Source organism: Alcanivorax sp., assembly GCF_051117345.1.
GTDB lineage: Bacteria > Pseudomonadota > Gammaproteobacteria > Pseudomonadales > Alcanivoracaceae > Alcanivorax.
This window is the reverse complement of the sequence record NZ_JBNPEC010000059.1, coordinates 1-11,003: the sequence shown is the minus strand read 5'-3', so window position 1 is coordinate 11,003 and position 11,003 is coordinate 1. Positions and strand designations below refer to the sequence as shown.

At 61.5% G+C, this 11,003-nt stretch carries 10 protein-coding genes and 2 pseudogenes; 8 read left to right on the top strand and 4 right to left on the bottom strand.

Annotated features, from left to right (window positions below; genetic code table 11):
* Positions 1-60 precede the first annotated feature (60 nt).
* The 6 genes and pseudogenes from ACFE0K_RS04005 (at position 61) to ACFE0K_RS03980 (ending at position 6,785) form a co-directional block, all read left to right on the top strand.
* Entirely contained in the window at positions 61-741 is a 681-nt protein-coding gene (locus tag ACFE0K_RS04005; protein WP_434534830.1) for an RDD family protein, read from the top strand.
* On the top strand, positions 738-1,730 hold the full coding sequence (locus ACFE0K_RS04000; RefSeq protein ID WP_434534829.1) for a stage II sporulation protein M: 993 nt from the start codon (positions 738-740) through the stop codon (positions 1,728-1,730). Before ACFE0K_RS04005 ends, ACFE0K_RS04000 begins: the two co-directional genes overlap by 4 nt.
* Positions 1,711-3,210, top strand: a complete 1,500-nt coding sequence (locus ACFE0K_RS03995) for a DUF4129 domain-containing protein (protein WP_434534828.1) — start codon at positions 1,711-1,713, stop codon at positions 3,208-3,210. The genes ACFE0K_RS04000 and ACFE0K_RS03995 overlap by 20 nt, the downstream gene beginning before the upstream one ends.
* Positions 3,203-4,510: a DUF4350 domain-containing protein gene (locus tag ACFE0K_RS03990; RefSeq protein WP_434534827.1), complete on the top strand. Its 1,308-nt coding sequence runs from the start codon at positions 3,203-3,205 to the stop codon at positions 4,508-4,510. The genes ACFE0K_RS03995 and ACFE0K_RS03990 overlap by 8 nt, the downstream gene beginning before the upstream one ends.
* A pseudogene (locus ACFE0K_RS03985) lies at positions 4,507-5,478 on the top strand (AAA family ATPase). Before ACFE0K_RS03990 ends, ACFE0K_RS03985 begins: the two are co-directional and overlap by 4 nt.
* Positions 5,475-6,785, top strand: a complete 1,311-nt coding sequence (locus ACFE0K_RS03980) for a DUF58 domain-containing protein (protein WP_434534826.1) — start codon at positions 5,475-5,477, stop codon at positions 6,783-6,785. The pseudogene ACFE0K_RS03985 and the gene ACFE0K_RS03980 overlap by 4 nt, the downstream one beginning before the upstream one ends.
* A gap of 169 nt (positions 6,786-6,954) precedes the next feature.
* Here ACFE0K_RS03980 and ACFE0K_RS03975 read toward each other — a convergent pair whose 3' ends face one another.
* Positions 6,955-7,455: an elongation factor P hydroxylase gene (locus ACFE0K_RS03975; protein ID WP_434534831.1), complete on the bottom strand. Its 501-nt coding sequence runs from the start codon at positions 7,453-7,455 to the stop codon at positions 6,955-6,957.
* A 112-nt stretch (positions 7,456-7,567) separates the two neighbouring features.
* Between ACFE0K_RS03975 and ACFE0K_RS03970 the strand changes: the two genes are divergently transcribed.
* Positions 7,568-8,923 (top strand): MATE family efflux transporter, encoded by a 1,356-nt coding sequence (locus tag ACFE0K_RS03970; protein ID WP_434534825.1) that lies wholly within the window; start codon positions 7,568-7,570, stop codon positions 8,921-8,923.
* A 123-nt stretch (positions 8,924-9,046) separates the two neighbouring features.
* Here the strand turns inward: ACFE0K_RS03970 and ACFE0K_RS03965 are convergent, their stop codons facing one another.
* Positions 9,047-9,502: a gamma-glutamylcyclotransferase family protein gene (locus tag ACFE0K_RS03965; protein WP_434534824.1), complete on the bottom strand. Its 456-nt coding sequence runs from the start codon at positions 9,500-9,502 to the stop codon at positions 9,047-9,049.
* A gap of 152 nt (positions 9,503-9,654) precedes the next feature.
* On the opposite strand from ACFE0K_RS03965, the gene ACFE0K_RS03960 reads away from it, so the two are divergent.
* On the top strand, positions 9,655-10,341 hold the full coding sequence (locus ACFE0K_RS03960) for a hypothetical protein (protein WP_434534823.1): 687 nt from the start codon (positions 9,655-9,657) through the stop codon (positions 10,339-10,341).
* A gap of 176 nt (positions 10,342-10,517) precedes the next feature.
* Here the strand turns inward: ACFE0K_RS03960 and tusA are convergent, their stop codons facing one another.
* Both tusA and ACFE0K_RS03950 read right to left on the bottom strand, forming a co-directional pair.
* Positions 10,518-10,754, bottom strand: coding sequence for a sulfurtransferase TusA (tusA, locus tag ACFE0K_RS03955; RefSeq protein ID WP_290538678.1), 237 nt, complete (start codon positions 10,752-10,754; stop codon positions 10,518-10,520).
* Positions 10,751-11,003: pseudogene (locus tag ACFE0K_RS03950) on the bottom strand (hypothetical protein); the annotation flags it as partial. The gene tusA and the pseudogene ACFE0K_RS03950, both read right to left, overlap by 4 nt.

Here is an 11,003-nt window from a genome sequence, read left to right as displayed (position 1 = left end):
AGACCTCACTGACGGTAATGCTGTTTGTGTTCTCTGCGCTGCAGATTCGCCAGGGGCAACATGCTGATTGACGAACGGTTCGAGGTCGAAACACCGGAAGGGGCCATGCTCAGCCTGTCCCTGGCCGGCCCGGTGACCCGGGCCATGGCCTATGGCATCGACCTCACCCTTCGTTTGTTGATCTTTGCGATACTGGCCTTTGTGCTCAGCCTGCTCGGCAAAATGGGCATCGGCCTGTTGCTGATCATCGGCTTTGCCCTGGAATGGTTTTACCCCACCCTGTTCGAAGCCCTGCGCCATGGCCAGACGCCAGGCAAGAAAGCCATGGGCATTGCTGTCGTTCACGCCAACGGCAGCCCCCTCAGTTTCAACGGCAGCCTGATCCGCAATCTGCTGCGCACCGCCGATGCCTTTCCGCTGTTTTACCTGCTGGGTTTCGTCACTACCCTGATCAGCCCCCGCTATCAGCGCCTGGGAGATATGGCGGCCAATACCCTGGTTGTTCATATCGAAAAAACCGAGACCACCCGCAAGCAACATAACGGCCCGACCAATCCACCGGACTGGCCGCTCAGCTCCCAGGACCAACTGGCCCTGCTGGCTTTCCACGAACGCCAGGACCAGTTTTCCGAAGCCCGCCAGCAGGAGCTGGCACAGTTGGCATTCCCGGAATTGAGCCCACCACTGGCACTGCAACGTCTGCGATCGGTGACCCGTTACCTGCTTGAGGGAGCCCAATGAAACAGGCTCGCTTCGAACAACAGTACCGCTCCCTATGGGACTCCCTGGAACAGCAACTGGATCAACTGGAGGCACTGCGGGTATCACGCAAGAAGCGCCTGCCGCTGGACAGTTTCGTGGCGGATTACCGCCAACTCTGCCATCAACTGGCATTGGCCCGGGAGCGCACCTACAGCCTGGAACTACAGCAATACCTGAACAATCTGGTGCTACGTGCCCACCGTCAGCTGTACCGCTACAACCCGCCCCTGGCGGATCGCATCGGCGAATTCTTTGCCAGTGGGTTTCCCGGTGCCGTTCGCCGGCAATGGAAATGGCATCTGATCAGCGCGCTCAGCTTTATTCTCTCCATCACGCTTGCCTGGGCGCTGGTGCAACAACAACCGGAGATGGTCTACACCGTGGTGGACGAAGCCATGCTCTCGGAGCTGGAGCTCATGTATCAGCCGGAGGAGTCTGCCAGCGCCGACATCCATGCCGGACGTGAGGGCGAGGATGACGTGCTGATGTTCGGTTATTACATCAAGAACAACATCGGCATTGCCTTCCGCACCTTTGCCGGCGGCCTGCTGCTGGGCGTGGGCGCCATTTTTGTCATGCTGTTCAATGGCAGTTTCTTTGGCGCCATCGCCGGCCACCTGATCAACACCGGCAGCCACGAGGCCTTCTTTACCTTTGTGATCGCCCACGGCGCTCCGGAACTCACCGCCATCGTGCTGGCCGGGGGCGCAGGGCTGCGACTGGGCTGGTCGATTATCGCACCGGGCCAATGGTCACGACTGGATGCCCTGCGCCTGGCCGCTCGGGATGCGTTGCCAACCATGTACGGGGTATTCACCCTGCTGCTGCTGGCCGCTTTCATCGAAGCCTTCTGGTCGCCCAGGGACTTCGCACCCACCATAAAATACAGCGTCGGTGCCGCCTGCTGGGCACTGCTTTATCTCTATCTTTTCTTCGGGGGACGTCAACGTGGAGCTGGAAAAGGCTAGCGCCCGCCTGGCACCGCGTAGCCCCTGGCAGGCGGTGGACCTGGGCACAAAACTGTATCGGCACTGGGCCGCACCGGTGCTGTGGGTATGGCTGGCGTTCACGCTGGTACCTTTCGGGCTATTACTGGGCTGGTCGCTGCTGGCAGACACCCTGTGGCCGCTGTTCCTGTTCTGGTGGCTCAAGCCACTCTGGGAGCGTCCGTTACTTGCCTGGTACAGCCATGCCCTGTTTGCGGAAACCCTGACCCTCAAGCAACTGTTCCAGCGCTGGCGCCATTACGCCCTGCCGGGCCTCGCCAGCCAGCTCACCTGGCGACGTTTCAGTCCGGCCCGCAGTTTCAACACCTGCGTCTGGCAGCTGGAGGGCGCCAAAGGGGAACAACTCAGCCAGCGCTTGCGGGCGCTGAACAGCTACCCCTCCAACCGGGCCGGCATCATGACCATCGTGGTGCTGCATCTGGAGCAGTTCATGGCCATGGGGTTGATGGTACTGCTTTACACTCTGGTGCCCTGGCAGTTCAGCCTGGAATGGAGCGACTGGTTCTACGATCAGGGCGCCCTGCAGATGGCCATTGCCAGTGCCACCCTGTACCTGGTCATGTGTGTCACCGAACCACTCTATGTGGCCTGTGGCTTTGCCCTCTATCTGAACAAGCGCACCTGGCTGGAAGGCTGGGACCTGCAACTGGGCCTGACCCGTCTCGGCCGTCACCGGGCAACCCGCAGCGGTGCCACCGTGCTGATGCTGCTGGCTCTGTTGCTGCCGCTGCCGAAACCGGCAACGGCAGAGCCCGTCCCCCGCAATGAAGAGCAACAACAGGTCATCGAGCTGCTGGCCGGCCCGGACTACATGCCCTTCGAAGAGCGCACCGAACGGCAATGGAAAAACCAGGACGACGACAGCAACAGCTGGCTGGAAGAGTTCTGGAAGCACTTCTTCGATAATCTGGACGATGATGACCAACCGGACTCCTCCTCAAGCCCCTTCGACATCCCCGATGCCGTACTGTGGATACTGTTCTGGACCCTGTTCGCCGGGCTGGCGATCTGGCTGCTGATCAAGGTCATGGATCAGTTGGGGCTGGGAAGCCGCAATCGGGATAACACCCCGGTGATCCCCACCCATGTGGCCGGCATGGATATTCGCCGCCAAAGCCTGCCGAAGAACCTGCGCGAAGCCACGGAACAAGCTCTCGGTGCCAACGACATTCGCCTGGCTCTGTCACTGATGTTGCGCAGTGCCCTGGCCAACCTGCTGCGCCGCTATCCGGTGGTACTGGCCGCCGGCAGCACCGAGCAGCAATGCCTGCGTAACCTCAAGGCCGCCCATGGTGAACCCTTGCCGATTCTCTATCTGCAACGCCTGATCCAGGCCTGGATCAGCACTGCCTGGGCCCATCGTCCGGTGGACGCCGATACGGTGCGTACCCTGCTGGCTGACTGGGAACAGATCAGCGTAGAGGAGGCGGCCCATGCGTAGAAAGCTGCCCTGGCTGGGCGCCCTGCTGGTGGTGGCGCTGATGATCGCCTACTACGCACTTACCGAACCGGTTACCGTCATCCAGCGCGCCGCTCCGGACAGCGCCATTCAACGCAACCCCTACAGCGCCGCCCAGGACTGGCTGGCACAACGTGGCCAGCCCAGTGAACGGGTGCTCAGTGCCGCTGCCCTCTTTCCGTTGCCGGCACCAGACACCACCCTGATCATCGACAAGCAACGCGGCCTGCTTAACCACAGTCAGGTCCGCTCACTGCTGCAATGGGTGGAAGCCGGCGGCGAGCTGATCGTCGAGGCACGACCACTGCCCAAGTCCCGGGACGAAGATACCGCCACGGAAACGGACTGGCAGGACAACGACCCCCTGCTCTACAGCCTTGGCGTCACCGTCTGGAAAAGCGAACAGGAAACCGACGACGAAGAGCTGGATCCGTTTTTCGAATTGCTCGACGCGCTGCCTGCGTTCGCCGGCAATCCCCTGCAATACTGCCTGCTCACCGACAACGACGAACTGCGCGAAACCTGCGAGGCGCTGGCCTGCGAGGCCCCGCCACAACCGGAGCCCCTGCTGCTGCATGCCGGTGATGACCAGCCCTCCCGGCGTATTCAGCTGCACAGCCAGCATGTGCTCTGGCACGACAGCTGGAACGAGGAAGACGGTCCGGAAGCGTTTCTCCCCGAGTGGCCGGTGGAAGTGACCGCCTATGCGGACAACGATTACGGCAGCCAGCTAGTCCAGTTGTCCCTGGGTGACGGTCAGGTCACCGTGCTGACCGACCTGGGTCTGTGGAATAACCAGAATCTGCTTTATTTCGACCACGCCTGGCTGCTGGCATGGCTCACTGGCAACGAACCGGTCTGGTTCGTGCGCTCCGTTGCCATGCCACCACTACTGCAATGGTTATGGCTGCGCGCCCCGGAACTGGGCACCGCCCTACTGCTGCTTGTTGGCCTGTGGCTGTGGTCACGCATTCCCCGCCGCGGCCCGATTCAGCCGGTGGCTGAAGACAACAACCGGGACTACCTGCAGCATCTGCATGCCAGTGGCTATTTCCAGTGGCGCACCGAGCAGCAGAACACCCTGCTCACCGCCCTGCGCCAGCAAGCCCAGGCCCGACTCAACCGTTACCATCACCAGCGCCAGCAGGCCCTGGAACGTGCCGCCGCGCATCTGAACGTCACCGTGGCACAACTGGACCACGCGCTGACACAGCCCCCGGCAAACCGCGACCAGCTCACCCAGCAGGTGGCCCTGCTGCAAGCACTGAGGAGTGAAACATGACACAGCCCACCACCCTGGCCGACGCTGCCCGTCTGGCCAAGGATATTGAACACCACCTCAACCAGGTGCTGATCGGCCAGCGTCAGGTGGTTCGCGAAGTGCTGATCGCCCTGGTATCCGGTGGCCACGTACTGATCGAAGGGGTGCCCGGGCTTGGCAAGACCCTGCTGGTGCGCAGCCTGGGCAAGGTGCTGGAGCTGGATTTCAACCGCATCCAGTTCACCCCGGACCTGATGCCCACGGACGTGACCGGCCACGCCATGTACGACCAGAAAAGCGAACAGTTCCGCATTCGCCGTGGTCCCGCCTTCACGCAACTGCTGCTGGCCGATGAAATCAACCGGGCCCCGGCCAAGACCCAGGCCGCACTACTTGAAGTAATGCAGGAACGGCAGATCACCATCGAAGGCAAGGCATTCACCCTGAACGAACCCTACATGGTGCTGGCCACTCAGAACCCGCTGGACCAAGAAGGCACTTACCCATTACCGGAAGCCGAACTGGACCGTTTCCTGTTCAAGGTACTAATCGACTAACCGGACCACGCGGACGAAACCCGCCTGGTGAACATGGTGCTGGATGGCACCATCCGCGCCAGCCTGGATGTGGAAAGCCTGAGTCCGGTCACCGATGCCGCCGGCCTGAAAGCCATGAAGACACTCAGTGACAGCGTACTGATTGACGACGAAGTGCTCGACTATGCCCTGCGTATCGTGCGCGCCACCCGGGATTTCAGCGGCCTGAGCCACGGCGCCAGCCCCCGCGCCAGCATCGCCCTGGCCCGGGCCAGCCGGGTGCAGGCCCTGTTTGAAGGCCGCGATTTTGTCACCCCGGATGATGTTCAGCAGGTGGCCCGCCCGGTGCTGCGACACCGTATTCAGCTCAGTGCTGATGCGGAAATCGAAGGCCAGACCCCGGAAACCGCCCTGGGTCGACTGCTGGAACAGGTGGAAGCGCCGAAGCAATGAAGCCGGCGCCGCGTCTTCTCCTGCTCGCCGCCCTCTGGGCGCTACTGGCCCTGCCGTTGCTGGTCATACCCGGCATGCTAGCCGTGGCCCTGTGGTGGGCGCTGGGCGGCCTGACCCTGGTGATTGCCCTGCTGGACCTGTGGCACGCCCGCCGCCTGCCCGCCCCGCAGGCACAGCGGGAGCTGCCCACCGCCCTGTCGGTGCAGCAGCCGCATCCCGTGCGGGTGCGAGTCACCTCGGCAAGCCTGCCGGACAGTGTGGAATTGGCCGACCAGCACCCCGGTGACGATCCCCACACCGGCCTGCCAGCCACCCTGACGCGGGCCAAAGCAGAACTGACCGAGCTGACCTATCACTACCGGCCCAGCCGCCGCGGCCCGGTACAGTTCGGCGATCTGGTGTTCTGGTTCCCCAGCCGCCTGAAGCTGTGGCAGGTGCGCAAGGTGTGCCACGCCGCCTGCACCGTGCCGGTGTACCCGGATTTTTCCCGGCTCAGCCACACCGGTCTGGATGCCAACCATGCCCACCTGCTCACCGGCACTCGCCTGCAACCGCGCCGCGGCGAAGGCATGGAGTTTCATCAGCTACGCGAATATCACCCCGGTGACAGCCTCCGGCAGATCGACTGGAAGGCCACTGCGCGCCGCCGCAGTCTGATCAGCCGGGAATATCAGGATGAGCAGAATCAACAGGTGCTGGTGATGCTCGATGGCGGGCGCCGCCTGGGGATGCCGGTGGGCTCGCTGACCGGCTTCGACCACGCGCTTAACGCTGCCCTGCTGCTGGCCTGGAGCGCCCTCAAGCAAAAGGACAAGGCCGGCGCCATGCTGTTTTCCGGCGACCAACCTCGCTGGCTGCCGCCAGTGCAGGGCCAGCAGGGCATCAACCACCTACTCAACGGGCTCTACGACCTGCACCCCAGCCAGCATGCCAGCGACTTCAGCCTGGCCGCCCGGCAACTGGTCCGCCGCAGCCGCCGCCGCGCCCTGGTGGTGCTGGTCACCCGCCTGCAGCAGGAAGATCTGGACGACCTGATGAGTGCCGTGTCGCTGTTGCGTCGCCACCATCTGGTACTGATTGCCGACATGCTGCTGCCTGAACAGGAACAACTGGCCCGCCAACCGGTGGGCAACGATTTTGATCAGGCCTTGCAGGTCTGTGCCGACGCTCAGGAACAGCAAGCCCGCCATGACCTGCACACCCGCCTGCGTCATGCCGGGGCTCTGGTCACGGCAACCACACCACAACAGATGCCGGCGCAGCTCAACAACCTGTACCTGATGCTGAAACGCAGCGGACGACTTTAAGAGCAGTGAATAGTTAACAGTGAACAGTTAATAGCTCGCGCCAAGAGTGAGCACAATCTGCAACGAAAGAGGCCGCGCCCATGATTTGAGCGCGGCCTCTTTCGTTGCAACACCAGAAAGCCCGGTCGCGTCGCTGTTCACTATTCACTGAAACGCTTCAGTCCGCTGATCAAGGGCAATTGAAAACCTCGACAAGCCCTTCTTCCAAAGAAATCGATTTCCGACCGTAGAATTCTGCCAGGGTCTGACACCAGCGCCGGGGACGCTCGGGAAGGCCATTTATCACTAGGGAAAGCGCCTTGCTATGCACCTGCTCGGCAAACGCGCCCTCTTCCCCCGCCTCCCCATCCAGATTATCCAGTGACACCCGGAAGGGGTGACCGCACGCCGCACAGAACAGGGCTTCATAGGCCTGGGGTAATACTTCTACCCGGGTGAACTCTGCTTGCTGCTCGGCATTGCGCCCATCCGGGGCATACCAGTAACCATAATCTTCCTGCTGTCGACGCACCGGACCGGCCACGCACCAGTGGGCAATCTCGTGCAGGGCGCTGCGGAAGTAGTCACGGGTATAACAGATACGATGGGGGTTGCCCGGGCGATACACGGGTTCTTCCCCACCGCCTTCCAGCACGGTGGTGTGGGAATGAAAAAAAGTGGCCCTAAACAGTCTGTCCAGGTCGTCGCTACGGTGCCCCCGGACAGCGCTTTGCGGTATGGTAGCCGCCTTTGTTTGGCCCTGTGGTTTACCGCCAAGATCACCCATAAGATTCGTCGCGCCTATGTCATCCCGTCGTCAGGAGCTCGTCGCCCAGCTCACACTTGCCCTGCCCATTCTCGGCGGCCAGTTGGCCCAGACCGCCAACGGCTTTGTGGACACCATGATGGCAGGCCGGGTCAGTGCCAATGATCTGGCGGCAGTGGCAGTGGGCGCCAGCATCTGGGTGCCCCTGTTCCTGTTCATGACCGGCGTGCTGATGAGCGCCACGCCGATTCTCTCCCGCCATCTCGGCGGCGAAGCTTACCATCGCATCAACCCGCTCGCCCAGCAGGGCATCTGGCTGGGACTGGGGCTGGGGATTCTCTGCGCCCTGATCCTGCGCAGCATCGCCCCGGTGCTGGTATGGATGGACGTGGACCCGGCCATTCGCCCGCTGGTCAGTGGCTATCTGGATGCGCTCAGCTGGGGCATGCCCGGCGCCGCTCTGATGCTGGCCATGCGCAGCTACACGGAATCCATGAACCACACCCGCCCGGTGTTGCTGTTCAGTGTGATCGGGCTGCTGATCAATATTCCCAGTAACTATGTGCTGATTTACGGCAAGCTGGGCTTCCCCGCCATGGGCGGAGTCGGCTGTGGCTGGGCCACCTCCCTCGTGATGTGGTCCATGGCGTTGATGATGTTGTTCTACACCCATCGCCACCCGGTGTACCAGCATGCCCCACTGAATCTGCGCCGGCGCCACTTTGAAATGGCCAGTCTGGGGTACATGTTGCGTCTGGGCCTGCCGGTGGGGTTATCGATCTTTTTCGAGGTCAGCATCTTTGCCGTGATTGCCCTGTTGATTGGCAGCCTCGGCGCCCAGATCGTGGCCAGCCACCAGATCGCCCTGAATTTCACCTCGCTGATTTTCATGGTACCGCTCAGCTTTTCCCTGGCGGCCTCAGTCCGCGTGGGGCATGCCAGGGGGCGCAACGATGAACCGGGCCTTCGGCATGCGGTTCAGGTGGCACTCTGTATCACCACCGTGGTGGGCGTGACGGCAGCGACGGCGCTGGTGCTGGCAAGAGGCTGGATTCCCCATATCTATACCAATAACCGGGACGTGATCGAACTGGCCACCTATCTGTTGCTGTTCGCGGCGTTATACCAGGTCTCCGACGCCCTCCAGGTATGCGCCAACGGTTGCCTGCGCGGCTTTGAGGACACCGCCTGGCCGATGATCATGACCCTGTTCGCCTACTGGGGTGTGGGCCTGCCTCTGGGTTACGGCCTGGGCCTGACCCACTGGTTTGGCGAGCCCATGGGCCCGGCAGGCTTCTGGATCGGCCTGGTAGCCGGTCTTACCGTGGCGGCCATTCTACTGGGCTGGCGACTGCGCTGGCGGATGCAGCAAACCTTGTCACCGACCCACTGACGTCTTTTCTGTTTTACCACAGAGGACACAGAGATCACTGAGGAAAAATCCTGAACAATCATTCTCTGTGTTCCCTGTGGCCTCTGTGGTGAAAACGCTTTTGCCATGCAATGAAACAGGTGCCTAACGTTCGAAAACAGGCACCTGTAGCAGCCTTCGATAATAACTGTCGGTCAACCAGGGCCGTCCGCTCAACAGATGATTGAGGTACCAACGCTCCGGCTTCAGGTTATCCGCCTGCCAGTCCGGGTTGGCAATGTAGACCCAGGTCGATATCTCGCCTGCCCCCGTCAGCACCGGCAGGCATTCACGCCGGTAGCGAACCGGATGCCCTTCATAGGGGTCCATCCGCTCGATTTCCCGGTGATCACACAAGCGATACAGCACCCCTTCCACCATGCCGTCCATCGGCACAATGTTGGCGTAGGCGATGCCCTGCTTGCCATGGGCCCGCTTGTTGAATGCCAGGGTCCAGCCATCCAGCCGCGCCGCCATGGATTCCCGGTAGCGCATGCCTCGCACCGCCATGCGGCCCGGGTTCATGTTCGAGCCATAGGCAAAATAATACTCACTCTGCACAGGCGCCTCCTGGCAAAAATTCGGTTAAAAGCCGGTTATCTGCACTGGCTTGCATGGCCGGCCCGTACAGGCTAACGTGAATTAACGGGCCGTGCAGAACGAACACTGTGTGTCGGGCTGGCGGCGCCAAGGACTTGTACCGGGAGGTGCCCATGACCCAGGCTCACCGGCAACACCCTGGCGGGAACAATGTGGTTCCCTTCTCTCCACGCCGCAAAGCGGCACAGCCCCCCATTTTGCGTCTTTCCCCGGAATACGATGGCATTGAGCTGTTGTACGCCAATGATCATCACCCGGATAAACTCTTCTCCCTGAAAATTCTGGCCTGGGCTCGTCTCGCCAATGGCGACACCGTGGCCATGGTTCCCTGGCTGAAAGAACCGGTGACCGCCATGGCACTGGCTGACCCTCTTAACGGTCGCTGGGAAGGCTACCGCCTGCCGGAAAGCGATTACCTGTTCATTGATGCCCCAGAGCACAAGGTCCAGGAGCTGGATGCGGCGGTGGACTTCTTTGGCAAACCCCAGCCCGGCCACCAGATGATTCAGGAAATCCCCGATACCATCGGCACCCACGCGGTATTTTCCCAGGATGATTTCCACACCATCAGCCTGATGGAGGTGGTGAGCTGGCGACTGTCCGCCGACGGCACCCTGGCCGCCATGGTCGCCGATGAAAGCGACGCCATGGAAACCCCGGTACTCCCCGGCGCCAAGTGCCTGATCCGGGCCCAGCAACTCCCGGACTTCCGATACTTCTTCCAGCACGGCATCGCCAACAAACTCAAGGAAAGAGACCCGGAGGCGCTGGCGGCGGTAGCGATGTTGGCAAGGAGTTAAAAGGCAGTTAATAGTTAACAGTGAATAGTGAACAGTTACGCGGATTGATCCGTGAGTTAATCCACACGCAAGAGGCCGCGCCCATGGCTTGAGCGCGGCCTCTTTGCGTTCAACTTTCAATGCGCCTGGGCGCGCAACTATTCACTATTAACTATTCACTATTAACTGTTCACTGTTCACTGCTTCTTCCGTATCCAATAAACCCAAAGCTCCCCCTCCTGCTCCTGCCCCAACAAGGTATGGCCAAGGAACTGGCAGAATTTGGGGATATCCCGTTCGGTGGACGGGTCGGTGGCGCGAACTTCCAGGACTTCGCCGGGGGCCATGTCGCGCACCTTGTTGTGCAACATCATCACCGGTTCCGGGCAAAGCAGGCCGGTGGCGTCGAGGTGGTGTTGGGCGTCATGGCTCATGGAATTACCTTTTGTGGGTTGCCATCAATGGGCGCTTGCCAGAAAAAGGCGGCCATTATAACGGCTGTGCAGAGAATCGCAGCCAACAGGAAATGGCTGGCATAGCCCAGCCAGGCAGCACTGAAGCCACTCGCGAGGGTGAAGGCGCCCACCGCAAACAACTGCACTGACGCCTGCATGGGGTACTCCCTACCCTCATGGCCGCTGCGGCAGTAGTCCATCATCAACACAAACAGGGCCACGGTAGAG